The following is a 21,264-nucleotide window of genomic DNA, read 5'->3' as shown; positions in this document are numbered from 1 at the left end:
GCCTGCTGGCGGCCCGCCACGCGGCGAGAGTTCGCCGGCGACGCCGGCGGGGACGGCTAGCGTGGTCCTCATGTCCAGTCTTGTTGAGCGCGCGCTGCGTCGCGCGGTGTCGGATGCGGTACCGACTCCCTCGGCGCGCCAGCTCGAGTCGTGGGTGACCGACGGCGCGCCGGCGGCGGCGCGGTGCGACGTGTCGTTCGTCGACGTTCCCGCGGGCCTCCTCGGTTAGCTCCCCCCGCACCCGGTGGGTATCGGCTCCCGCTTCCCGGGGTCCGATACCCACCGCCGGGCGCTTACAGCGGGAACAGCGCGCCGAGGTAGGTGCTGGCGTCTTTGCGGGTGGGGATGAGGCCGGTGATGATGCGGGGCGGCATCGCGCCGGTCAGTGCCTGATCGAGCAGCCGCATGAGGCTGGTCTGCTCGGCTCCTTCCTCGGTGACGGTGTCGGCAGCGATCCCGGCCGCACCTCCGTCTCCTGCGACGTAGAAGAAGAACATCGCCAGGGTGAGCACCCGGGCGCGGGCGTCGGACCGCAGGTGCGCGGCGGTGCGGGCCATGACACGCGCGGCGGTGTCGGGCTGCTCCCCGCCCAGGCGCAGCATCGCGTCACGCACCTTCACATCGGTGATGAGCGCACCGAACCGGGCGGCCAGGTCGGCGCCGGGGTCCACGCCACGGCTGACCGCGTCGGCCATGTCCCGGGCGATGGTCGCCGGGTCGATGGTCGCCGGGTCGACGGGTGCGGCTGCGTCGGTGGTCGCGAACATCCGCGCGAATTCCTCCCGTGACCCTCGGATGGCCTGACCCTCCTCGACGGCGCGGGTGGTGGTCATCTCGCTGTCGCGGTAGTCGCGGGTCATGCCGGTCTCACCGGTCACATAGTCGATGTATTCGGTGGCATGCTCGCAGGTCCGCACGTGCACCCGGCGGGTGACGTCGATGCCGTAGTCCGCGAGGTGACCGGCGAGTTCTGCGTGCGCCTCGGCAGTCGGCTCGGCCCCGATCCCGACGAGCAGCACCTGGTCGGCGCCGTTGCGGGCGATGATCGCGGCGAGGTGTGCGGCGACCTTCTCGGTGATCTCGGCCAGGTCCTGACGTGCGCTGAACAACCCCCGCCCGTCTCGCATGGCCACGGCGACCATCGACTCGGTCGGGATGAATCCGAGCAGGGCAGGGATCGCGGCGACGAGGTCGGCGACGGTGGTGATGTTGATGCGTCCGGTCATGGCGAGACTCCCTCGGAACTGGTGACGGACCCGTTGTCCGCCAATCTTTTTGCCCTTCTGGCAAGGGAGATGAAGACCGGCTTAGGAGGACAGAGCGCAACAGGGGAGCGGGGCCAGTTCTCTCCGAGCGCAGCGAGGGCGGGTTGAGAACTGGTGTCGTCTCCCGCCGGAGGCCGCGCAGGCGCTGTTGTGCGGCGGACGACGCCGGTCACAATCGGACGGCCAGAAGGGCAAATCCCCCGACAGGGCAATCGGTTCTGCGCGGCCGTAGGCCGCTCTGATGAGGACACCGCCCGGGCCGGCAGGCCCGGTCCGCTGCTGGTCGCGACGCGACCACCACCGGCCCCGCCCGACGGCGGGGACCGGCGGCCGATCGTCGCCTCAGGATCCGATCGCGGCTCTCGGCCCGCCGAGGGTGGCCTGGTCGCCGATGCGGGCTCGTCGACCGGCCTGGTCCCCGGCGCGGCGTGCGCCTTCGGAGTACCCCGCCGATGCGCTCGATCCGCGCCAGGTGCCGCGCGCGGTCGACTGCGAGCGGTGGTAGTCGACGACCTCGACCTCTTTGCCGCGCAGCGCGACCTCGGTCGACGTCGACCGGGTGGTGTCGGCGGCGGCCGCCTCGGCCCGGGCCTCATCGCGGGCCTCCCGCAGCCGTGCCCCGACCCGTTCGGCGAACGCGGACTGGAAGTTCAGCCGCGCGGTGATCGGTGACAGCGGCGTGTACTCCACCCGCCGCCGGGGCTGCCACCCCGAGCGGTCGGTGACGACCTTGGCCGCGACCTCCTGCTTGTAGGCCCCGGATTTCAGGTAGGCGTCGCTCGCGGCGACCATCTGCACCACCAGCGACGAGTACAGCGCCTCGGTGGCGTCGATGTCGCCGGGGAAGCCGTAGGCCATGACGAACGTCGAGTTGTGGGCGACGTCGACCTTGAGGTCGTTGGCATGCCCGATCGCCACGAACAGCGCCACATAGGTTTTCAGCCCGCGCTTGCCTGCGCTGCCGATGATGACCTGCCGCACCGTCGGTCCCGCCGGTGCTCCGGACGGGTCGTGGGCGCGGGCCACAGCGAGGTCGATCGACGCGGCGGTTGCCAAGCGTTGCGCGGCTTGGAGGAACGTCGCCGCCTCGTGCTCGTTGTCGGTGCCCTCGGCCTGCCGCAGCAGGTTCCCGATACGGGTGAGCGTCTTGTCGTCAGTCATGGTGGCCTCCTGTTGTCCGCCTGCGTGTTTGCCCTTTTGGCAAGGGAGATGACGACCGGCGCAGGAGGACAGAGCGCCACCCCGCGAGCGGGAAAGTTCTCGTGCGAGCGCAGCGAGTACGGGACGGGAAGTTTCCCGACCCCCTGGGGGCGGAACGTCGCGGGGTTGCGTGGCGGACGACGCCGGTCACGATCGGACGGCCAGAAGGGCAAACCCCCGACAGGGCAGGAGTTCTGCGCGGCCGCAGGCCGCTCCGATGAGGACACCGCCCGGGCCCGCAGGCCCGGTCCGCTGCTGGTCGTGACGCGACCCCCGCCCGCCGGCATCGCCGGCGGGCGGGGGCGCCGGCGTCAGCCGGTGATGTGCTCGGCCCCGGGCGGGTCGGTGAACGCCTCACCGATCGCCGCGGCCACGGCGGGACAGCTCGCGTCGGCGACCGCGCTGTCGCGGTGGGCGGTCCAGTCGCCGCGGGTCCAGCCGGCGCCGGCGTCGACGGTGACCGTCGCGGTGGGGGTCTCGCGGCCGTTGAGGAACAGCCGGGTGGTGGTGTCGCCGTCGGGGTCGCGGACCACGATCAGCTCGACCCGTGGGGGAGTGTCGAGGAATGCGTGGACGTGGGCGTGGACCTGGTCGATGAACGCGACCAGCTCGCCGGGGTCGCCTTCGATGACCAGGCCGTCGCCGCTGCCGCCGCACAGTTGCAGGGCGTGGCTGGTGTCGATGGTCTGTCCGACGTACTCGACGGACTCGGCGCGGGTGATGACGCCGTAGAGGGCGTCGCTGGTGGTGGCCCATTCCTGTCGGGTGCTCATGGCGATCTCTCTTTCTGTTGGTGGTTGTCGAACGGGGGTCGGCTCAGGCCGCGTCGGGCGCCGCGCTGTCGGTGTCGTCCTGGTCGTCGTGGGGGTGCAGGGCGTCGGCGATGCGGTGCACGCAGGCGAGGACTCGGGTTGCGGTGGCGGTGACCAGCTCGGGGTCGCCGTCGGCCCATCCGGTGATGTAGCCGACGCTGTAGGCGCTGGTGTCCAGGCCGCAGAGGGCGGCGACGACGTAGGCGACGGATTCGGCTTCGACCTCGCGGATGCCGCGGTGGGCCTCGACGTCGCCGGTGTCGACGCGGTTGCCGTCGGGGTCGGCGTGCAGCAGCGCGTGGGCGGTCTCGTGGATCATCGTCTTGGCTGCCTGCGCGGGCGCGAGGTCGGCGTCGACAACGATCTGCTTGGTGCCGTCAACGCGGGTGTATCCGTTGGTGGTGCCGGCGATCTGCTCGCGGGTGATGGTCCAGCCCTGGGCGGTGATGAAGGCGGCGACCCGGTCGTAGATGCCGGTCTCGTCCTCACCCTGCACGTGGGTGACGATGTCGCCGGGCTCGGTGACGGTGCGGTCCTCGGTCCCGTCGATGGGGTCGGTCTGGGCGATGTCGAACACGCTCAGGATGGGGAACCGAGGAATGCGGGTCTGCGACTCCTCGCCGGTGGCGGGGTCGGTCTCGGTGACTTTCTTCGAGGAGAACCCGAAGATGCGGATCGCTCTCTCGCCCTTGCGGACCTGCCGCCCGAGGGACTGCCAGGTGCGGAAGCCGGCGACCTGGGTCGCGTCGGGGCGCTGAGCAGCGATAAGCAGGATGTTCCGCAGGCTGTAGCTGTGGAAGTTCGCGAGGTAGTCCAACCATTCGCGCCAGCCGGTCGACTCGGCCATCGCCTGCACCTGCTCGGCGATCTGGGCCTGCATCTGCTCGGCCTTGGCGCGGCGATCGGCGGCCTTCTGCTCGGCCGATCGAGTGCTGACGGTGCGACGACTACCCATGACGACTGCTCCCCTTCGGTGCGCGGCAATTTGTTTGCCCTGCTGGCAAGGGAGATGAAGACCGGCATCAGGGCGACAGAGCGCCACCCCGCGAACGGAAAAGTTCTCAGGCGCAGCCGGGTTGCGAAGTTTTCCGACCCGCCAGGGCACACCGGTGTCGCGGGGTTGCGTGGCGGAGCCCGCCGGTCACAATCGGACGGCCAGCAGGGAAAACCAACAAGATCGGTTCACCGCGCGGCCGCAGGCCGCTCCGAGCGTGCGCAGCACGCCCGCATCCCGGCCACTGGCGTCACCGCCGGCCTCAAGGACCGGGCGAGCGGCTCCACCGCGCCACCAGACCAGGCCAGCTGTGCGGGAGCAGCGTTTGCCCGGTAGGTCACCGGGGCCGCGGTAGCTCGAATGCAGGCGCAGAACGGTGCGCTGTACGTCCGATTTGTGCCATAGCATGCTGTTCGAGCATTGCCCGAGCCGACGTCGACGGGGTGGATCGTTGCCGATAGTTGTTGCGATAATTCTACTGGTGATTATTTTTTATGTAGTCCGTTATCTTTTTGTCTCAATCTGGTTCATCACCATCCCCGCGATTTTCTTGGTCGCGTTAGCGTACTTTGGTCCTGAAATTCTCCGCGCGATTCGCGCCCGCCTATATTTCGCGAGCGAGCCGTTCGTACGACAGCGAAGCGCCCTTCAGCAGGTCGTGGAGGAGCACAACCAGATCGCGGGTTACCTCGACGAGCTCCGCCGTAGTGAACGGTTGACGCTAGGCACCTCGGCGGCGGGGAGTCAGTCGCACCTGGCGTCATTTGAGAACAGGAGTGCGTTCAACTATCAGCGGGACCGCAACGTTTCGTCTGGGTCAGCATCGAATGTGCACACCTGTTCGCTGCAAACGGTCCGGAACGCATCGAACGACCCCTTGAAGTACTTAAGCAAGTACTTCAACATCAAACCAGAGGAGAGCCGACTTACGCAGGTGGAAGCGTTGGGCGCTGAAGTCGCGCGTTTGGAGGGCGCGGTCAGGAATCTTTCGGAGCGCGAGGAGTCACTCTTGGCGTCATTTGACCCACCGCGCTTCATTGTCGAGCATTACTGGGACCGCTTCATGGCAAAAGTAGGCGTCCGCCTGAACTCGGTAGAAATTCCCTACCCGGAGTACATTTTCGAGTACGTGAGCGCTGGCGGGAACAGTAGCCAGGTTGCCAGGATCATCCTGGACACCGAGACCATTGACCATCTCGTTTTTTTCCTCGCCGAGAAGATTCGGTTCAAGAGGAGCGCGGCCGGTCAGCGTGCGTTGATGACCGCGCGACTGCGAAGCGAGATCAAGCAACGCGACAATTTCACGTGTCAGGGATGTGGAGTGTCGGTAATGGTGGAGCCTCACCTGTTGCTGGAAGTGGACCACATCATTCCGGTCTCGCGTGGAGGACTGTCAGTCCGGGAGAACTTGCAGACCCTGTGCTGGCGGTGCAACAGGACCAAGTCGAACCGTCTTCCCGCCTAGTAGTTGAGTGCGGGGCCGTCAGTCTCGTAGAACACCGACCGTCCGCCGCATCTGCTCGACCTGGTCAATGAGGGTTTGGAAGTCGACGCCGCCGGCGCGGGTTTTGCCGGCGGCGGCGACGAGGACGGGTGCGTCGTCGATGCTGATCGACAGGAAGGGCGGGGAGTCGGGGTAGCGGCCGGCGAGGTCGTCGAGCGCAGCGATGGCGACCTCGCCGGCCGCCAGTCGGGCGTCGGTGAGGCTGGTGGCGGCGTCGGCGGTGAGGATGCCGTCATCGGGGTGGGTGGCGGTGAATGCGGTGACGCTCCAGCAGATCATCGGTGCTCCCGGGTCGGTGGGGTGGTGGGTCCAGCATGGACCTGCCACCCCACCGGTCGCGGTTGTGCGGACCGCCGTAGGCCCCGGCCTGTGGATGGGCCGGGGCCTGGGGATCACGGCCGGGGCGGGATCGTGACCGGGGGGTCTTTGCGGTCGGGGTGGTCGACGAGCCAGCCGGTTCCGCGGACTGCGAACCGGTGTGCGGCGCGGGGTGTCCAGCTGGGCGCGGCGCTGTTGTGTCGGTAGATGTATCCGTCGTCGAAGGTGGCGACGGCGAGCTTGTGGGCGCGCTGCATGGTCTCGACGGTGGTCTCGATCGCGGTGGTGTCGAGCATGGTGATCGCGACGGGGTCGATGCTCAGGGTCACGCACGGGGTGACGTTGCGGGTGACGGGGTGGGTGAACGTCGACCGGCTGGCTGCGCCCATAGGGACGCGGGTCCAGGTGAGCGTGGAATGCATGTCGGCCAGCTCGGCGGCGCTGCGCAGTCCGGGGATCGCGAGACGCTCGGGCATCCCCATTCGGGCCTGGCGGGCGAGGGCGAACAGTCCGAGGACGTGCTGCACCTGCTCGCAGCACAGGAACTGCATGGTGAATCCGGGCAGCTCGACGACGAGCGCGGGAACGTCGGTGCCGGGGGCGATCACGCGGACGGTCCCGGCCTGCTCACCGGCGGCGGTGATGTGCAGGCGGGTCACGACACCGTTGGTGCGTGCGGGCACCGGGGTGGTCTCGTGGCGCGGGCGGTGACGGTCGCGCGCGCGGCGCTCGACCTGGGAAACCTTGTGATCCTTCGAGCTGACCATGGCGGTCCTCCTTGCCTCTGAGGTGACGGACCCGTTGTCCGCCAATCTTTTTGCCCTTCTGGCAAGGGAGATAAAGACCGGCATAGGAGGACAGAGCGCAACAGGGGAGCGGGGCCAGTTCTCACCGAGCGCAGCGAGGGCGGGTTGAGAACTGGTGTCGTCTCCCGCCGGAGGCCGCGCACGCGCTGTTGTGCGGCGGACGACGCCGGTCACAATCGGACGGCCAGAAGGGCAAATCAGCAAGCGCCCCGGCCGCTAGGCCGGGGTCGACAGTGCGACCCGCAGGGGCGCTCCGATTCCGGGGGCGCCCAGCACCCCCGCTGCGACCCCGTCGGCCGCGGGCGGCGGGGTGCCCCGGGGTCCGGGTTAGGCGTCGGGGTCGGCGTAGCGGGGGGTGACGGTGAGCAGTAGCCCGCCGCCGATGATCGCGCCGTAACCGAGGATCTCGATGCTGTGCAGTGCGAGGTCCCAGTCGGTGGGGGCGATGTCGACCATGGCCTCGAGGTCGGCCAGGGCGATGAATCCGCCGCCGAGGACTGTGTGGGCGCGGATGATGAGGTCGGCGTCGGCGGTGGTGCCAGTGATGTTGTCGTAGGACCAGGTGTTGCGGCGCATCGGGTTTCCCTTTCGTAGGCGGTGTGTGACCGCCGTGGTCAGGGCTGGCTGGGGTGGCCGGTCAACCCCGCCAGAGCGCAGGGACCGGAGCCGACTTCGGCTGCGAGCGTAGCGAGCCCGGGTGGCCGTGGTCGGTGCAGCGCGTGGACGTAGCGCAGCGGAGAACACGCGAAAGTCCCGGAGTGTGGGTTGACCGGTCGGGGTCCCCGGCCAGCCACACTCGGTGGCGTCACGGACCAGTCCCAGGTGAGTCGATGGGGGTGGTGTGGCCCCGGTCGATCCGGGGCCACACCACTCGCGGCCGCCAGGCCGCCGTCCATCATGCGATTGTGGCGCAGTCGCGGCACTCCCATCGCCGGGCGATGCGGGTGCAGCGGCGGCGTTGCTCGCACAGCCAGCACCGCTGGTTCGACCGGGTCTCACCCTCGCCGGCCTCGGTGTCGTCGCCGGCGTCGGCGGTGGTGAGTGCGGCGTGGCTGCGGTAGGCGGCGAGGGTCTCGGCGTCGCGGGCTGCCTGGTCGGCGGCGGTGAGAGGGGCACCTCCGGGGGTGTGGGCGAGCAGGGCGCCGAACGCCTCCCGGCAGCCGTCGCACGGTTGGCCTTGCGTGGCCGTGAGGGTGTCGCAGCCCGGGAGCGGGCAGTGGGCGAACAGTTCGGGTTCGACGAGCATGGGTGGTCCTCCTGGGCAGAGCGAGGGCACCGGTGGCGGCGGGACCGGGATTGGTCCCGCCGCCACGCGGGCGGGGTCAGGCGGTGAGGTCGATCTGGTCGGCGGTCAGGTCGCCGGTGACGACCTTCTCGACGTCGGCCAGCGTGTAGCCGGTGACGTCGGCCAGGAATCGCAGGTAGGCGACCCGTGCCGCCGCGACGTTGCGGTTGTACTCGTGGCCACCGCGCCACGCGTCCTTGGGCAGGTTCGCCTCGTGCGCGGCGCACACCACGGCCAGCGCGATCACCTGCGCCCGTTCGGTCGACGCTCCCTCCCCGAGAGCGAGCGGGTCCCCACCGAGCAGGTCGGCGGCGATCTTGCGGGTGTCGGCGTCCTGACGGGTCAGGCCGAGCTGGTCGTAGAACCGCCACATCAGTTCGGTGGTGAACCGGGCCACGGCGGCTCCGCTGCCCTTCGGGAGGGTCTTGCGGGCCAGCAGGGTCCGCACGTGCTCGCGACGCACCTCTTGGGCGGCGAGACCGGCCTTGTTGAGGGCCTTCACCTGGCGGCGCTCGGCGGCCTCCTTCTCCTTCTGCGCTGCCGCGAGGGCCTCGTGGTCGATCTCCCCGGTCTCGGTGACCGCACCGGCCTCGGTCGCGGCGGCGAGTGTCGCGTCCTGGTTGTGCTGCCGGTTCCAGCGTGCGGACGCCGTTTCCAGTCCGTCCTCGGCGGGGTTGGTGTGGAACCACGTCACGACCGCTGCCACGCCCTCGGTCAGGGTGCGCGGGTCCAGGCATCCCTCACGCGGGGTGTCGGCAGGGTCGGAGTCCTCATCGAGCGACCAGTCGATGCGGGACTCATCGACCGGGAGGCCCTCGGCGTCGGTCCAGACCTCCTCGACGTCGACGTCGGCGGCGAGGTACTCCCGCGTCAGCGACGACACCTGATCGTCGGTGACGTCCTCGCCGGTCTCGATGTGCACCAGGCGGCTCAGCGGCGTGTACTCGCTGCCGTAGCCCCACGGGCGGGACTCGAGGATCGTGTACCCGGCCTCGATGAGCGGGGCGGCGGCTGCGCGGATCGCGGCCCGGTCACCGGCGGTCGCGGCGAGCTGCGCGGCCTTGTGGTCGAACCGGCCCTCACCGGCTGCGGCGGTCAGCGCCTCCACGGCCTCGGTGTCGCCGGCGTCCTCGTACTCGGCGAGGATCGCGGCCTGCTCGATCGTCAGGCCCCACGCCAGACCGTTGATCCCGGCCTCACTGCCCGCGACGGCGACGGCGGCGTCGACGGCCTTGGTCGACCCCAGCCGAGTCACCTTGCCGATCTTGGTGCGCGAGACGTTGAGCGCGATCAACTGCTGCGCGGCCTGCACCCGCTGGGTGCTGGTGAGGTCGGCGCGGTGCTCGTTGGCGATGAGCTGATCGGTGATCCGCTCGACCTCAGCCTCGTCCCCGGCGGCGTCGGTCGCGATTACGTACACCGGGATGCTGGTCAGCTCGGCTTCCCGCGCGGCGAGGGTGCGACGCTGCCCGTCGCGCACGTGCAGGGTGCCCTCGCTGTCGCGGGTGGCGAGGACCGGCTGGATCACCCCGCGCTCCTTGATCGACGCGACGAACGCCCGGTCGACACTGGCCTCGGTCCGCACGTTCGTGTCGACCACGAGGGTGGCCGGGTCGACGTGCTCGATGATCGCCTCGGTGGTCGCGGCGGCGGGGGTGGTGTTCTGGTTGTTTCCCACTGGTGTCTCCTCTAATCTGTGAGTGAAACAGCCAGCCGACTAGGGATCGGCTGGTTGTTTTTGTTGTGCGGCAACCCGGTCGGGCTGTCCGCGTCCCGCGAACCCTGGTCGGGTCAGCGGTAGTTCTGGTCCCGGAGGTCGGGGTGCTCGGCGTTCATGCGGCGCATCGCGGCGCAGTGCTCACGCTGCTCGCGGTAGACCTGCATCGCGGCGTGGCATTCCTGGGCGGCGATCACGTCGAGGGCGGCGGTCGCGAGGTCCCCGGCGATGGTGTTGTCGCGGGCCTTGGCGAGCCAGTCGGTGGCCATCTGCGCCTCGGAGTGGATCCCCGACACCAGCCGCTCGTCCCATTCGGCGAGGAGCTGTTCGCGGGCCTGGTTCTTGCTGATCCCCCTCATCGCGGCGACCACGGCGACGGCGGTCAGGTTCGGGCCTTCCACCGTCAGGGCATCGGGGTCGAGGTGAATGTGGTTGGTGCTCATGTCCTGCCCCTCTCAGGCGATCTCGACGGTGACGGTCGCGGCCTCGCGGATCGCGGGGTCGTCCAGGCCCAGCTCCATCAGAGCGGCCTTCTCGTCCACGCCCAGGGCGTCGAACGGTCCGTCGGTGGGGGTTGCGAGCATGCGCCACGCCACCTGCGCGGCGAGGATGGGGTCGATACCGGTCATGGCTGCCTCCTGTTGTCCGCCAATCTTTTTGCCCTTCTGGCAAGGGAGATAAAGACCGGCAAAGGAGGACAGAGCACAACCCCTGATCGGGAAAGTTCTCTGCGAGCGCAGCGAGTGGGGGAGAGAAGTTTCTCGACCCCGCAGGGGCGGCACGTCAGGGGTTGTGCGGCGGACGACGCCGGTCAAAATCGGACGGCCAGAAGGGCAAATAAATGCGCCCCGGCCGCTAGGCCGGGGTCACCGTGCGGCCCGCAGGGCCGCTCCGATTCGGTGCGCAGCACCGCAGTGGTTGTGGTGGGCTCGCCGGCATCCTGGCCGGGCGGGGGAGGAGTGGGTGAGTGGCTCGACCGCACCACCAGACCAAGCCGTTTGTGCGGGAGCCGCGTTTGTGCGGGAGGTCGTCGGGTCGCGGTAGCTCAATGGGTTGGGGTTTGATGGCGTAAGGAGGTCAGCGGGATGCGAGATACTTTTGCTGAGTGGTATTGGCCAGATGATGACGATTTGCGCGAGATTGTGTCGAATGGCCTGATTGTTCTTGATTCGAATGTGCTTCTTGATCTGTATCGGCATAGCGCGGAGACGCGGGAGGCGCTGTTCTCGACGTTGGAGCATGATCGCATACGCCCTCGGCTGCGGTTGACGTATCAGGCGGGGCTTGAGTTCCATCGAAATCGGCTGAGAACGGTGGGTGAGCATAAGCGCCAGTACGACGATGTGCTGCGCGCGTTGAGGGAGCTTGAGGAGTCACCGCAGGTGGTGCTGAAGGTTTTGTTCGACCGAATCGGGGCTATGCGCGATCCGGGCGTTCAGGATGAGCTGAACCGGGTGGCTCGGAAGGCGACTAAGCGGCTGGTTCGTCGGGTGCGTCGAGAGCTGAAAGCTGCTGCGAGAACGAACGTTGTAGTGCCCAGCGATGTTCGCGTCCGCGATGAGATTCGGGATCGGATCGAGCGACTGTTCAGCGACCCGGGCCAGGTAGGGTATCGGCCGTCCAGCGAGGAGCGCGAGGAGCGTGAGAAAGACGTTCGAGATCGCTTGAGGAGGGGTCTCCCTCCCGGCACCGAGGACAAAGAAAAGGAAGACGGCGGGATTGGCGATCCTCTCATCTGGTTGGAGATGAAGAGTCTCGCGGTGGCGGAAACGCTGCCTGTGCTTTTCGTCAGCGGGGATGCGAAACGCGACTGGATTCATAGAACGGCCGGCGAGGCCGCGGGGCCGTTGCCGGCGTTGCGGCAGGAGTTTGCTGTTGACACCGGGCAGTCGTTTCACAGCATGAAATGGGGCGGGTTGTTGGAAAACGCCCGCAAATACTTGGACGTAGAGGTCGCAGCTGAGACGGTTGAGGTTGTTGAGGCGGATGAACGCGAGGCCGATCGCCGCCGGCAGTTCCAGGCTGCGGCGCGAGCCGCAGCGTCCACGCCCACAAGCGGGGTGGGCTCGGGTAACGCGTTTGCGGACCTTGCGCGGCAGGCAGGAGCGTTGGATCCGTTGCGCAATTCGACGGTCTTCGAATCAATCTTGGACAGCCTTCGCGAGAACATCACCTATCCAACCCCCAGCGATATGTTCTCAGACTTTGTCCGCCAGAAAATTCATGCTCGCCCGCCGAGCGAGATGTTTCCGGACATTGCTCTCCTGAACGCAGCGACAACCAGAAGGCTGGCGCCGCTCGAGAACATGGACTCGAACCCGCCATCGCCGCAGCAGAAGACGACAGAGTCAGACGCCCCCGACGCGGCGTCTGACGATGATCAGGACGCGCACCAATAGAGCGGTTGCCCGGGCCGCCTTGACCGCGAGTTCAACCGCGTTGTGCGTCTGTTGTGTACGGTGTCGGGCTGGGTGGGGGCCTAACCGATAGACACCAGCTTTGGGGGCGATCACATATGGCGCAGACCGTGAACACCATCTACGTCGACGATCTCGACGGCACCGAGATCGCTGCCGACCAGGCCACCACCGTCGCGTGGTCCTGGCGCGGGGTGGACTACGAATTCGACACCAGCGCTGACCGTCTCGCCGGGCTCGAGTCCGGCGACCGGGCAATCACCGTCGCGCAGCTGCTCGCGGCCTCCCGCCGGGTCAGCGGTCGACGCGCAGCGGTCCGCCCGGTCGGCGGGTCCAGGCCGGGCAACGCTGATGCGGCCGAGATCCGCTCCTGGGCTCGCGACAACGGCATCCAGGTCCCCGACCGGGGCCGCATCCCCGCACCCATCCGTGCCAGCTACCTTGCCGCGCGGAACCGCTCCCGGTGAGAGGCGCCCAAACGCCCTTTGAGGAGCCGTAGATGGCCGGCCAGCGGAGAAGGAGGCGAGCGGTATGCCGCGGCGGCAGCCGGTGTCGGGTTCGCGGTCGTCGCTACCGGGGTGTTCGTCGCCGGGTCGCACGAGCTGGCCGTGTTCGTCGCGGCGTGGGGTGTCGTGGTGACGCTCACGGCGTGGGCTGAGGCGTCGCCTCGCCGCACTGTCCGCCGCGTACCAGCGAGAGTCCCGCGCACCCGATCGTGGGGGCCGATCTTCTCCGACTACCCGTCACCGGACCTCACCCCGGCCGAGATCAAGCTCGCCGATCGTGCCGCCCGCCGCGCCGCCTTCGAGGCCAAAGGGTCATGGACGATGACCAAACGACGGGCCTACGGCATCTACCGCGCCCAGTCCGGCGACCGGTTCCTCGACTGGCCGCGATGGCGAAGGATCTACCTCAGCGAATACACCAAAGAGGGCCCGCTCGATCCGGGCTCGAACGGCTCCGGGCTAGGTACGCCAGGGACGCAGTATTACTCGTGAGCGCCGGGCCTCGGCAGGATCGGTGGAGGCTTTGCGGCGAGGTCGGACGGCCATTCCGCTAGCATGGCCGAAAACGGCAGCAGGACTGAATGTTTCGACTTCACCCTGACATAATATAGATTATTGGCGCCGAGTTGGGGCGAGTTGCAGAGCGTGAGAGTAACCGCGTTGCAACATCATCAACGGGAAAACAGGATGGTCTGGTCACCCGCCGTTTCGGCGATAGTGGGCTATGCGCTGATTCTTGTTGCCACCAAGACGGAACCGTAAGCCTCGTCGAGGCGGTGGCCAGCGGTGAGCAATCTGCTGGGCCGCGGGTTCGATCGGGACTTCCAGCGAGGAATCTATTCTGCGATAGGTCACGGCGGCGTTGGCGAAGAACTGATCACTTCCGCGCACAGCTGTCTGAGTCACGTCGTGCGACATACCCGCAAAAGCGAGCCCTTCGCGTTCGTACATCAGGTGACAACCGATCGATGCCTCACCCGCCACAGCATCAGACGCGGCGTTCACCGAGGCGAATGGGCCGAGGCTCAGGACAGTGCCGACGAGTTCCCCACCTGCGTCCGTAGGGTCGGAGTCGAAACACATGACTACCGAGACCAGGTGTTGCACCCCTTCGGTGGTGGCGACATCGACAACGGAATGCGAGTGCGCCACTAGCCGTCCTCCGCCTTGATCCGCGGCCGCCAGCGCTGTTGACGTGATCTCTCGCGACACTGCCGCTATGGCGTCGAGCAGCTCCGCGAATGGGCCCACAACGTAGGCCACGGCGTCGAAGTCTCCCGGATCACGCACTCATCGAGTATGGCCGCTTTCCTACCAGCAGCGACGAGTCAGTGGCGGCGCGGCTACCCGGGAATCCGTGCGAACGGTTCGATCTAGTCGATGAGCTGGGCGGGACAGCCGGAGGGTTCCTCGGCAGCTTCGAATTCGCGATGGCGTTGCGCAATAAGCGCATCGATCGCCGCGGCGGCACCCACATCCGCGTTGTCTGGGAGCCGCCCGACCCCCGCGCCAGGCATCAGTGAGTAGAAATCGAACGCCTGTGAATACTTCGCTGCTATTAGGTAACCACACGGCGTGAGAGTGCCCGGCCTGCTCACTGTGCGTTTCGGCTGCTGCCCATCGGGAACAGCCGTTACGGAGCAGCTCCCGACGGGCCGGCAGTGGTCGGCTGGTCCGCCATATCGTGGACGACTGACCGCGCTTGTACTGCGGCGGACGCGAAGAGAATCGCAAGAGCGAGGACTACGAGAACAGCCGTCACCACAGATCCTGAAACGACAGGGTCGGAGTTCGCATTCACCAGTGGGCGTTGCCAGCGGCTCGGCTCGTGTTGGATCGGGTGTCTCGACAGCACCGAGGTCGACGGAACGACCTCGATCCGTCGGTCGTCGGTGAGCAACTTTGTCCACCGGGGGTCAGCCGACACGACATAGCCGCTGGTCGGTGCTTGTTCGAGGACGTCAATCCGTTCTCGTGGCAGCCAGTTCGACTGACCAAACCCGAGCACGAACATCACCGTGAAAAAGACCATGGCGACGACTCCGACGACCCCGAATCCGATCGGGACCAACCGGGCCGCGACTCTCGCTCGTCCGCGGTGTCTAGCGGCGAAGTAGGCGACCGCGATCGTCACAAGGCCCGCCCCGTTGATGAGGACTAGGTACGCAGGCGTCTCGGAGACGATCAGGGCAGCCACGAGGACGGTCGGGAGAAACACCCACCCGAACGTCTCGGACGCCCTCTTGCCCTCTTTCCGGTCGGTGTTGACGCGGCCGGCTACAACCCCGACGAATACCCACAGCGCGATAGTGCTCCCGACGGGCAGAAACGTCGACAGCAGCAGCCCGGTCACGTCGATGTTCTGGACCAGCGTCCGGACGATCTCGGGGTCGCCCTGTGAGACAGCCAGAACGCGGGATCCGGCGTAGACGATCGGAAACAGCGCTAGCGCCCACGGCCAACGCTCCCACCAGGGCTTTTCGGTCCCACGCGATCCGTTTTGCAGTGGTCGTTCCCCCATCTCGCCCCCTGTCCGAACTGTGCGGCTACTGTCGCTGTCTATCAGAGGTGTCGGACACCGCGCGGGCTTGGCATAAACAGCTCTGACCTGGCGTTATCCGCACAGGCGTGCTAGTTTGGACACCAGTCAAGCTTGAAAGGAGGTCCAGCAAATGCGTGGAGCCAAGTCGTTACGTCAGTCGATGACGCATGAAATCGCGCTGGACCTGCTACGAAGCGATCCCAGCCTTCTCGAGAGCCCGCTTGTCCGCAAGCGCTTGGAGCAGAAGCGCGCGCACGCTGGTGGCGAGCTGTACGAACAGTGCCTAGACATATGGGAGACGCTCGTTTCATCGTCCGACGTTGCTGGCATCGAGCACTACGCAACAGGTAGCGACGGGCTTGCGGAAATGATGCGCGCGGTATCACCGCTCGGCTGCCTCTTAAGCGAAGATCAGCGTTTGCATGTGATCGAGCGGGCACACCAGATCGCCGCGTGAATAACGAGGAGCTTCGAATCGGAATCGAAGCTGCTTACAGGGCGGCACGTGCGTGCGTGATCGTGGTCGGCTCACAAGCCATCTTGGGCAGCTACGAAGCGGCGGCACTACCTGCGGCGCTCTCATTCTCCGGTGAGATGGACGCAACCCCAGAACTCCAGTTCATTGGGGCAGCGCCGTCCGAGGTAGAAGAGGCAATCTCGCGAATAAATGTGGCCGTCGGCGAAGACAGCGACTTCCACAACGAAAACGGGTTCTACGTCGAGGGAATCTCGATGCGGACGCTGATCCTGGCAAAGGGCTGGGAAAACCGATTGGAATCCTACGAGATCACAGGCCCTGAAGGGGAGCGAGAACAGGCCGGCTGGTGTCTTAGCCCGGTGGACATCTGCGTGTCCAAGGCGCTTGCCGGCCGCCCGAATGATGTCGAGTACGTGATCGCCCTCGTCAGGAGCAACCTGATCGACGTAGACGAAGTACTCGCGCGCGTGACTGGGCGACTCGATTGGGGTGATCACGAACCGGACGAGCGGCGGATCGAACGAGCAGTCAGGTTGGTCGAGTCCGCGCGGTAGTCTTCTGCCCCGCAATGTTCGAAAAACCGTTGCGGGAGAATGCTACAAGGCCACGACCTGACATAAGGTAAATTATCGGCGCGCGAAATTTGCTGCGAGAACCAGGTTCTCGCAGAGATGTGGCCCGACGCTGATCGTCGTTGCACCCAGCAACGCGAGCCACTCGCACCCCCTGGGCGGGTCTTCAACCCAGCGGTCGCCGGGGGATCTGGGATAGCGATGTCCCGTCGGCGGCGAGCGAAGAATATCCGACGAACGCGGTAGGGACGAGCACTCCGCGCTACTGATGACGGGGCTCCCCGACCCCTGGGGACCAGCAACTAGCGACGCGGGTTTGCACGAGCCTCTGAGATACCCAGGGCGATTCACACCGGGAACGAGACGCCACAGGGGCAAAGGGGGCGGCGGGCTACTGGTTGTCGGTGGCGTTGATGACTTGTTGGGTGGCGTCGGGGTTGGTTCCGCCGACGACGATGTAGTGGCGGTCATCGGGGTCGGCGTTGTGGACCCATCCGTCGGAGTCTATCTCTTGCCAGTCGACGAGGTGGCCTTGTGGGTTGAAGGCGAGTGCGGGTCGGTTGGGGTATTGGGCGGCGATTAGGGCGATCGTGCGGGCCAGCGGAGTCGGTTCAGTGGTCATCGCGTTGTCACCTTCGTAGGTGTGGAGTGGGCGGGGTGTGGTTCAGCAGCGGTGTAGCCATAGGTAGCGGCGGGCGGTCGTGTCGAGGTTGCGTCGCGTCGTGTCGTCGACGTGTGGTGGGTGTTCGTTGAGGATTCCGAGCAGCTTGGTGAAGAACCGGTCTGGGGTGATGTGCAGGTCGTCGATAATGCTGGCGGGGTCCAGGGTGTGGTCGTGATAGTGCTCGACGGCGTAATCGAGCAGATCGCCGCGGCGGGCGGTTTCGTGCATGCCGCTTCCTCTCAGACTCGATGAGGATCAGGGTGGGTGAAGGTGACGGGCCATCGGGCACGGCGCAGGACCGCGGCGCTGGTCGACCCCAGCAGCAGTGATCGGATCCGGCCGCGACCGTGGGTGCCGAGTACGACCATGCTGGCCCCGGTCGCTGCGTCGAGGATCGCGCGGGCCGGATCTACGCCGCCGATGAGGGTTTCGTCGACATGCATCGCCGGATAGCGGTGCTGGTGCTGTGCGATCTGTTCATCCAACGCGCCCCGGGCCGGGGTGGTGAGTTGTTCGCTGGTGGCGATGACGGCTGGTCCGGTGATGACCGCGGGCGGGGTGAGGGCGTGGACGATCCGTAGTCTCGTCCGGTGCATCGACGCCTGCCGGAATCCCTCGGCGACTGCGGCGTCGGAGATGGGGGTGGCGTCGGTGGCAACTACGACCGGCCCGCCCGGGACACCCGGCCCGGCCACCACGGTGACCGGGCAGCGGGCATGGGCGGCGACCTCGGAACTGACCGAGCCCAGGAACCGGCGAATTCCGCTGAGATGACGCGTACCGACTACGACATTGCGTGCCACACCCGAGAGGTGTTCCAGCACGTCCGCGGGCGGTCCGGCCATCGCGACCGCTTCTACAGCCGCCCCCGGTGCGGCCGATTTCGCGGCGGCTGCCGCGTCGTCGGCGAGGCGGTGCGCGTCGACCACAGCGGCGTCGATGGCTTCCTGAGGTAGGGGCACCGCTGCGTCGACGACCGTTGCCGGCGAATAGGCGTGCACGATCATCAGCGCGGTTGATTCTCGGAGCGCAGCGTGTGCGGCCCACCGAGAGGCCGTGATGGCCTCCTCGGATCCGTCGACACCCACACAGATCGCATCTGCGGCCTCCAGGGTGACCGGCATCGTTACTCACCTGCCCATAGCCGGGCGTACAGCAGGCGCTGGGCTTGCTCAGCACCCTTCTGACTGTCGGCCTTCGCCTTTTCGAACAACGTCGCCAACTCGGTGTCGCCGGCACTGTAGGCGTCGACGATGAACGTCTGCAGACGCAACGCGTTGTTCAGACATTTCTCGATGAACCAGTACAGGTCGTAGTGGGTGTCCGGGGTTCCAGTTATCGCGCCGGCCTGCGAGACGGGTTCGGTCACTGTCTTCCTCCTCGATGTCGTTGTTCTCCCGACCACCATCTGCGAGCACCGGACTGAGGCCACCTCATGGCTGGAGTGGAACTGCCCCGTCCCACACCCGGCGGAAGAACAGTCTTACTGGACGGACAGGCGGCCCAACACAACTGCGTTGCCAACAGCGGATGACACACCGCATGCCCTACGAGAACCCACACGGGGCGAATCGGAATCGCGACTCGCGGGCTCCCGTCACTCCACCGTCCGCCCCACAACCGCGACTCGCAACCACTCGCTCGGGTTCTTGCATATTCCTCGTGACTGGCGGGGCGGTCAGCGCACACGCCAGATCCGGCGGCACAGTTCTCGGCGAATCGCCGTCGGCGTAGCGTGGGAAGATGAGCACTTACGCGACGACGAATCCCGCGACCGGGCGCACCGAGCGCGAGTTCCCCTCCATCGCCGACACGCAGGTCGACACGGTGATCGGCCGATCCGCAGCAGCGTTCGACTCCTGGCGGTCGGTGTCGCCGGACGAGCGCGCCGCCGCGTTACGGCGTACAGCCGACATCTATGCAGAACGTTCCGACGAACTCGCGGTCGCGATCACCACCGAGATGGGCAAGCCGCGGGCGGAATCCGTCGCCGAGGTCGAGTTGGCGGCGTCGATCTACCGCTGGTACGCCGACCACGGACCCGATCTGCTCGCCGACGAGACACTCGACCCCCAGGGGGCTGAGGAATCGATAGTGCAGACCGCACCGATCGGACCGCTCGTCGGAGTCATGCCGTGGAACTACCCCTACTACCAGGTCGCACGGTTCGTCGCCCCGAACCTCATGGCGGGCAACACGATCATCCTCAAGCACGCCAGCATCTGCGCCGCATCCTCGGCGCTGATGGCCGACGCCCTACACGACGCTGGAGTACCCGGGGACGCCTACATCAACGTCTACGCAAGCTCGGACCAGGTCGCCGACATGATCGCCGACCCGCGCGTCCGGGGCGTGTCGCTCACCGGTAGCGAGAAGGCGGGCAGCGCAGTCGCGGAGGTCGCGGCACGCAACCTCAAGAAGGCGGTTCTCGAGCTCGGCGGTTCGGACCCGTTCATCGTCCTCGACACCGACGACGTCGCATCGGTCGCGAGAACCGCAGCCACGGCGCGGTTGTCGAACACGGGCCAGGCCTGCAACTCGCCGAAACGCTTCATCGTCGCGTCCGAGCACTACGACCAATTCGTTGACGCGGTCGTCGCCGAGTTCGAGTCCGTCACGATCGGCGACCCCGCCGCCGACGACACCGACCTCGGACCACTGTCATCGGTGGAGGCCCGGGACACCGTGATCGACCAGGTCCGTGGCGCTGTCGAGCAGGGCGCGACCCTGCACACCGGCGGGACGGCGATCGAGGGTGACGGCGCGTTCATGCGTCCCGCTGTGCTCACCGGTATCACTGCCGAGATGGACGTCTACGGCGAGGAGGTCTTCGGCCCCGTGGCGATGATCTACCGGGCCGAATCGGTCGACGACGCGGTCCGGCTGGCCAACGATGTGGACTTCGGTCTCAGCGGGTCGGTGTGGAGTCCCGATCTCGACCGTGCTCGCGCCGTCGCCGACCGGCTGGAGGTGGGCATGGCGTATGTGAACGAACACGGCACGACTCTGCCGGGGTTGCCGTTCGGCGGGGTGAAACGATCGGGATTCGGTCGAGAGCTCGGACGGTGGGGCATGGGCGAATTCGTCAACGCCAAACTGCGACGCACCGCCGCGGAATAATCGAGGGCACAATCCTGCGGCCGAGCTAGGCGGGTCGAGGTCGGTGCCGGTGAACAGCCGGGTGAACTCGCCGTGGGCGGCGTGACAGATGCGCAGACCGTTGATGTCCTGGTCGAACGGGGTCAGGGACGTTCGCCGGGACGCGAGAGGTCTTCCTGGGCTGGAGGCGTGGGGTGGTCGGCGTCGACCAGTTGGGTGGCGACGTCGCGTAATGCGGCGTTGGTGTCCTGGGACAGCCTCTTGAGCAACTCGAATGCCGAGACCGCATCGATGTCGAACCGCTCCATGAGCATGCCCTTGGCCTGGCCGATGATGTCGCGGGAGGCCAGCGCGGAGCGGAATTGCTGATCGCGGCGTGCCCCGGACAGAGCGATCGCGGCGTGGGTGGCCAGGTTGAGCGCGAGCTGGCCGGTGTCGAAGTCGAACGCGTCGACCTGATCGGAGTGCAGGTTCAGCGCACCCATCTCGTTGTCAGTCACCCACAACTGGATCGACATCGTTGACCGGATGGGTAGTTCGGCGGTGACTCTATCGACCAGCTCAGGCCATCGTTGTTCGGTGGTCATGTCCCGGATGACGACCACGCCCGACTCCCACGCCGCTTCGAAGCACGGGCCCTGCCGGTGGGTGTGTTGCAGTTTGTCGAACCGCTCGGCCACAGTGTCGGTGGCAGCAGTCGACGTCAGGGTGGGCCGCCCAGTGCGTTGGGTGTGGGTCAGGGTCACCGCGGCGTGCTGAACGGGCTCAAGCATGGCCACCGCCGAGGCGGTGGTGTCAGCGAGCACCTCGTCGGGATCGGGAGCATGGGCGCGGTCACCGTGCAGCGCGCGCGCTAGCTGTGATGTCCAGGGAGGTTGGTCAGGCGGGTGATGGGTGGCCGACCTCCGGTGGCGCTGTGGGCTCGGTGGTGATTGTAGAAGTGCATCCAGGGCTGTAGGGCGTCGCGGCGGGCGGTTTCGCTGTCGTAGCGGCGGGCGTAGGCCCAGCCGTCGGTCAGGGTGCGGTGGAACCGTTCGATCTTGCCGTTGGTCTGGGGCCGGTAAGGGCGTGTGCGTTTGTGGACG

Annotated in this window: 27 protein-coding genes; 8 read left to right on the top strand and 19 right to left on the bottom strand. The window is 67.0% G+C overall.

Annotation, left to right across the window (positions count from 1 at the left end; genetic code table 11):
* Positions 1-70: 70 nt before the first annotated feature.
* Positions 71-229: a hypothetical protein gene (locus LX12_RS21240; protein ID WP_253656615.1), complete on the top strand. Its 159-nt coding sequence runs from the start codon at positions 71-73 to the stop codon at positions 227-229.
* Between the two features lie 64 nt (positions 230-293).
* Here the strand turns inward: LX12_RS21240 and LX12_RS21235 are convergent, their stop codons facing one another.
* The 4 genes from LX12_RS21235 to LX12_RS21220 all read right to left on the bottom strand — a co-directional run bounded on the left by LX12_RS21235 (position 294) and on the right by LX12_RS21220 (position 4,232).
* Positions 294-1,226, bottom strand: a complete 933-nt coding sequence (locus LX12_RS21235; protein WP_253656614.1) for a DUF4192 domain-containing protein — start codon at positions 1,224-1,226, stop codon at positions 294-296.
* A 381-nt stretch (positions 1,227-1,607) separates the two neighbouring features.
* The gene (locus LX12_RS21230; RefSeq protein ID WP_253656613.1) at positions 1,608-2,426 is read right to left on the bottom strand and encodes a DUF2786 domain-containing protein; all 819 of its coding nucleotides are present in this window, start codon (positions 2,424-2,426) and stop codon (positions 1,608-1,610) included.
* Positions 2,427-2,776: 350 nt separating this feature from the next.
* Positions 2,777-3,238: a hypothetical protein gene (locus LX12_RS21225; RefSeq protein ID WP_253656612.1), complete on the bottom strand. Its 462-nt coding sequence runs from the start codon at positions 3,236-3,238 to the stop codon at positions 2,777-2,779.
* A 43-nt stretch (positions 3,239-3,281) separates the two neighbouring features.
* On the bottom strand, positions 3,282-4,232 hold the full coding sequence (locus tag LX12_RS21220; RefSeq protein ID WP_253656611.1) for an ArdC-like ssDNA-binding domain-containing protein: 951 nt from the start codon (positions 4,230-4,232) through the stop codon (positions 3,282-3,284).
* Between the two features lie 520 nt (positions 4,233-4,752).
* On the opposite strand from LX12_RS21220, the gene LX12_RS22315 reads away from it, so the two are divergent.
* The gene (locus tag LX12_RS22315; RefSeq protein WP_253656610.1) at positions 4,753-5,736 is read left to right on the top strand and encodes an HNH endonuclease; all 984 of its coding nucleotides are present in this window, start codon (positions 4,753-4,755) and stop codon (positions 5,734-5,736) included.
* Between the two features lie 18 nt (positions 5,737-5,754).
* On the opposite strand, the gene LX12_RS21210 is transcribed toward LX12_RS22315, so the two are convergent.
* The 7 genes from LX12_RS21210 to LX12_RS21180 form a co-directional block, all read right to left on the bottom strand.
* A complete protein-coding gene (locus tag LX12_RS21210) occupies positions 5,755-6,054 on the bottom strand; it encodes a hypothetical protein (protein WP_253656609.1) in 300 nt (99 codons plus the stop codon).
* 113 nt (positions 6,055-6,167) lie between these two features.
* Complete coding sequence (locus LX12_RS21205) at positions 6,168-6,860, bottom strand: hypothetical protein (protein ID WP_253656608.1); 693 nt, start codon at positions 6,858-6,860, stop codon at positions 6,168-6,170.
* Between the two features lie 366 nt (positions 6,861-7,226).
* Positions 7,227-7,475, bottom strand: coding sequence for a hypothetical protein (locus tag LX12_RS21200; RefSeq protein ID WP_253656607.1), 249 nt, complete (start codon positions 7,473-7,475; stop codon positions 7,227-7,229).
* A gap of 319 nt (positions 7,476-7,794) precedes the next feature.
* The gene (locus LX12_RS21195; RefSeq protein ID WP_253656606.1) at positions 7,795-8,145 is read right to left on the bottom strand and encodes a hypothetical protein; all 351 of its coding nucleotides are present in this window, start codon (positions 8,143-8,145) and stop codon (positions 7,795-7,797) included.
* A 76-nt stretch (positions 8,146-8,221) separates the two neighbouring features.
* A complete protein-coding gene (locus tag LX12_RS21190) occupies positions 8,222-9,862 on the bottom strand; it encodes a ParB/RepB/Spo0J family partition protein (RefSeq protein ID WP_253656605.1) in 1,641 nt (546 codons plus the stop codon).
* Positions 9,863-9,975: 113 nt separating this feature from the next.
* Entirely contained in the window at positions 9,976-10,344 is a 369-nt protein-coding gene (locus tag LX12_RS21185; RefSeq protein WP_253656604.1) for a hypothetical protein, read from the bottom strand.
* A gap of 12 nt (positions 10,345-10,356) precedes the next feature.
* Positions 10,357-10,530, bottom strand: coding sequence for a hypothetical protein (locus LX12_RS21180; RefSeq protein ID WP_253656603.1), 174 nt, complete (start codon positions 10,528-10,530; stop codon positions 10,357-10,359).
* 456 nt (positions 10,531-10,986) lie between these two features.
* Between LX12_RS21180 and LX12_RS21175 the strand changes: the two genes are divergently transcribed.
* The 3 genes from LX12_RS21175 (at position 10,987) to LX12_RS21165 (ending at position 13,316) form a co-directional block, all read left to right on the top strand.
* Positions 10,987-12,300: a PIN-like domain-containing protein gene (locus tag LX12_RS21175; RefSeq protein ID WP_253656602.1), complete on the top strand. Its 1,314-nt coding sequence runs from the start codon at positions 10,987-10,989 to the stop codon at positions 12,298-12,300.
* A gap of 116 nt (positions 12,301-12,416) precedes the next feature.
* Positions 12,417-12,785: a histone-like nucleoid-structuring protein Lsr2 gene (locus LX12_RS21170; RefSeq protein ID WP_253656601.1), complete on the top strand. Its 369-nt coding sequence runs from the start codon at positions 12,417-12,419 to the stop codon at positions 12,783-12,785.
* A gap of 111 nt (positions 12,786-12,896) precedes the next feature.
* Entirely contained in the window at positions 12,897-13,316 is a 420-nt protein-coding gene (locus LX12_RS21165) for a hypothetical protein (RefSeq protein ID WP_253656600.1), read from the top strand.
* A 204-nt stretch (positions 13,317-13,520) separates the two neighbouring features.
* On the opposite strand, the gene LX12_RS21160 is transcribed toward LX12_RS21165, so the two are convergent.
* Together LX12_RS21160 and LX12_RS21155 are read right to left on the bottom strand one after the other, a co-directional pair.
* Positions 13,521-14,114, bottom strand: coding sequence for a hypothetical protein (locus tag LX12_RS21160; RefSeq protein WP_253656599.1), 594 nt, complete (start codon positions 14,112-14,114; stop codon positions 13,521-13,523).
* A 343-nt stretch (positions 14,115-14,457) separates the two neighbouring features.
* Positions 14,458-15,345, bottom strand: a complete 888-nt coding sequence (locus tag LX12_RS21155; protein ID WP_253656598.1) for a hypothetical protein — start codon at positions 15,343-15,345, stop codon at positions 14,458-14,460.
* Positions 15,346-15,496: 151 nt separating this feature from the next.
* Between LX12_RS21155 and LX12_RS21150 the strand changes: the two genes are divergently transcribed.
* The gene (locus tag LX12_RS21150) at positions 15,497-15,823 is read left to right on the top strand and encodes a hypothetical protein (protein ID WP_253656597.1); all 327 of its coding nucleotides are present in this window, start codon (positions 15,497-15,499) and stop codon (positions 15,821-15,823) included.
* On the top strand, positions 15,820-16,398 hold the full coding sequence (locus LX12_RS21145; RefSeq protein ID WP_253656596.1) for a DUF6036 family nucleotidyltransferase: 579 nt from the start codon (positions 15,820-15,822) through the stop codon (positions 16,396-16,398). Before LX12_RS21150 ends, LX12_RS21145 begins: the two co-directional genes overlap by 4 nt.
* A 409-nt stretch (positions 16,399-16,807) precedes the next feature.
* Here the strand turns inward: LX12_RS21145 and LX12_RS21140 are convergent, their stop codons facing one another.
* From LX12_RS21140 to LX12_RS21125, 4 genes are read right to left on the bottom strand one after another with little or no spacing between them, the layout of a single operon-like run.
* The gene (locus tag LX12_RS21140; RefSeq protein WP_253656595.1) at positions 16,808-17,038 is read right to left on the bottom strand and encodes a hypothetical protein; all 231 of its coding nucleotides are present in this window, start codon (positions 17,036-17,038) and stop codon (positions 16,808-16,810) included.
* Between the two features lie 42 nt (positions 17,039-17,080).
* Positions 17,081-17,308, bottom strand: coding sequence for a hypothetical protein (locus LX12_RS21135; protein ID WP_253656594.1), 228 nt, complete (start codon positions 17,306-17,308; stop codon positions 17,081-17,083).
* Positions 17,309-17,319: 11 nt separating this feature from the next.
* Entirely contained in the window at positions 17,320-18,204 is an 885-nt protein-coding gene (locus LX12_RS21130; protein ID WP_253656593.1) for a universal stress protein, read from the bottom strand.
* 2 nt (positions 18,205-18,206) lie between these two features.
* A complete protein-coding gene (locus tag LX12_RS21125) occupies positions 18,207-18,488 on the bottom strand; it encodes a hypothetical protein (protein WP_372505121.1) in 282 nt (93 codons plus the stop codon).
* Between the two features lie 335 nt (positions 18,489-18,823).
* Here LX12_RS21125 and LX12_RS21120 point away from each other — a divergent pair, with 335 nt between their 5' ends.
* Entirely contained in the window at positions 18,824-20,200 is a 1,377-nt protein-coding gene (locus tag LX12_RS21120) for an NAD-dependent succinate-semialdehyde dehydrogenase (RefSeq protein ID WP_253656591.1), read from the top strand.
* A 122-nt stretch (positions 20,201-20,322) separates the two neighbouring features.
* Here the strand turns inward: LX12_RS21120 and LX12_RS21115 are convergent, their stop codons facing one another.
* Positions 20,323-20,985, bottom strand: coding sequence for a GAF and ANTAR domain-containing protein (locus LX12_RS21115; RefSeq protein ID WP_253656590.1), 663 nt, complete (start codon positions 20,983-20,985; stop codon positions 20,323-20,325).
* Positions 20,986-21,032: 47 nt separating this feature from the next.
* Positions 21,033-21,264 (bottom strand): integrase core domain-containing protein (locus LX12_RS21110; RefSeq protein WP_253656589.1); only part of this gene is annotated, 232 nt, incomplete at its 5' end.

The organism is Williamsia serinedens (assembly GCF_024171725.1).
In the GTDB taxonomy this organism is placed as follows: domain Bacteria; phylum Actinomycetota; class Actinomycetes; order Mycobacteriales; family Mycobacteriaceae; genus Williamsia_A; species Williamsia_A serinedens.
Note: the sequence above shows the minus strand (reverse complement) of the source record. Positions and strands in the feature narration are given on the sequence as shown.